This window comes from Campylobacter sp. W0014 (assembly GCF_020135975.1).
Classification (GTDB): Bacteria; Campylobacterota; Campylobacteria; order Campylobacterales; family Campylobacteraceae; genus Campylobacter_D.
Window position 1 is genome coordinate 1 of sequence record NZ_JACHTR010000060.1, and the last position, 2,077, is coordinate 2,077.

Annotated in this window: 3 protein-coding genes and 1 pseudogene; all 4 read left to right on the forward strand. The window is 28.6% G+C overall.

Features of this window, described 5'->3' with window-relative positions; translation table 11 throughout:
• On the forward strand, positions 1 to 272 hold a 272-nt coding region (locus tag H2277_RS08870), incomplete at its 5' end, for a 3-oxoacyl-[acyl-carrier-protein] synthase III C-terminal domain-containing protein (protein ID WP_337201947.1).
• Positions 269 to 499, forward strand: a complete 231-nt coding sequence (locus H2277_RS08875) for an acyl carrier protein (protein WP_337201948.1) — start codon at positions 269 to 271, stop codon at positions 497 to 499. The genes H2277_RS08870 and H2277_RS08875, both read left to right, overlap by 4 nt.
• A 3-nt stretch (positions 500 to 502) precedes the next feature.
• Positions 503 to 1,261 (forward strand): SDR family oxidoreductase, encoded by a 759-nt coding sequence (locus H2277_RS08880; RefSeq protein ID WP_337201949.1) that lies wholly within the window; start codon positions 503 to 505, stop codon positions 1,259 to 1,261.
• A 33-nt stretch (positions 1,262 to 1,294) separates the two neighbouring features.
• Positions 1,295 to 2,077 (forward strand): annotated as a pseudogene (locus H2277_RS08885) (AAC(3) family N-acetyltransferase); the annotation flags it as partial.

Consider the following 2,077-nt stretch of genomic DNA (forward strand, 5'->3'; position numbering starts at 1 on the left):
AACAAATAGTAGATGTGATTATCAAAAAACTAAAATTAGATAAAAAAGTAGCTCCAAATGACACCATAATAAAATACGGAAATTTGAATGCAGCTTCTATTCCTGCAACCTTATGTGATACTATCAATTCTTATGAATTTCCATTGCAAAAAACTTTAAAAATTGTTTTAGGTGGCTTTGGGGCGGGACTTAGTTGGGCAAATGCCCTTATGACTTTAGATACTGATTTTATATGTAAAAAAGTTCAAATTTATCAAAAGGAGAAAAAATGACAAAAAAAGAATTTTTAGAAGAATTATCTAATGCTATACAATTAGATTATACACTCAAAGAAGATCAAGATTTAAACGAAATTGAAGAATATGATAGTTTGGCGTTATTATCAATTAGTGCTCTTTATAATCAATTATTTAATCTAGAAATCGAAGGATATGTTTTAAGAAATTGCCAAAACGTTTCAGATCTCATAGCTTTAGCCAAAGATCATTTGAAAGACTAAGTTATGATTTTTAAAGAAAATACTTTTTGGAATAAAAGTTTTTTAATTACGGGTGCAAGTAGCGGTATAGGTGCACATATTGCTCTAACTTTAAATAAACTTGGAGCCAAAGTGGTGGCAACTGCACGAGATGAACAAAAACTTAAATCTCAAAAAAATCAAGCCCAATTTCCAGATAATTTTGTTTGCATCAGTAAGGATTTATCTGATTATGAAAAATTAGATTCTTGGACTTTGGATCTTTGTAAAGAATTTGGTGGGTTTGATGGAGCTGTTTTTAGCGCAGGAATTTCCATAAATACTAGCATTAGAAGCATAGACTATATTCAACAAGCTAAAAAACTCTTTGATATCAACTATTTTGGAAATTTACAAGTATTAAAAGGTATGGTTGATCGAAGAGCACTCACTAAAGAGGGTTCTAGTTTTGTATGGATAGCTTCAACTGCAGCATCTGTACCCACAAAAGGACTTTGCCTTTATTCTGCAAGTAAAGCAGCGATTATAGCATCTATTAAATCTATAGCTCTTGAAATTGCTCCAAAATTTCGCATAAACTCAATTTCACCGGCATTAGTTGAAACCCCTTTGTTAAAAACAAATAATTTTTTGCAAGATTATAAAAAAATAGCCGATTCAACTTATCCTTTAGGAGTAGGAAAAGTTGAAAACATTACTCCTATGGCTTGTTTTTTACTTAGTGAAGATTCTTCATGGATGACAGGTCAAGATGTAATGATAACCGGGGGGGGGGAGACATAAATAACCATCTAAAAATTTAATATAAAAGGATAAATTATAGAATTTTTAAGAGCAAACGATAAAAATTATTCAAAAAAAGATTTAATTATCGCTTTAGAAAAATTAGGTATCCAAACAGATGATATTATTTGTATTCATACAGAACTTTTTAATTTTGGCGTTCCTTTAATACCTAAAAAAGATCATCTTGGTATTTATATTGAAGCATTTTTAGAAATCATAGGCAAAAATGGCATATTGATTATGCCAACTTTTACTTATAATTTTTGCAAAAACCAAATTTATGATAAAATTTATTCTAAATGTAAAGTTGGAATTTTAAATGAATTTTTTAGACTATGGGGGGGGTAACAAGAACAAACGATCCTATTTTTTCTTTTGCAATCAAAGGAAAAAATCGAGAACTTTTTCTAAAGGATACAACTAGTTGCTTTGGAGAAAATTGTATTTATGATATACTTTCCAAAACAGATGGAAAGATTATCCTTTTTGGCTCCAAGATTAATGGATATACTTTTACACATTTTATCGAAGAAAAAGCACAAGTGCCCTATAGGTATTTTAAAGAATTTCAAGGTAAAATAATCTTTGAAAATGGCATAAGCGAGGATAAAAAAATTAATTATTATGTAAGAAATTTAAATATGAATTCAGATTTGGATGTTTATAAGCAAATTCAAATTTTACAACAAGATAATAACTTCAAAATAGAAAAATTTGCTAATTCTCATATAGTAAGTATCGATGCGAATAAATATTTAAATGCAACCTTAAAAGCTTTAGAAAAAAATCCATACTGTTTATTAAAGGAAAATC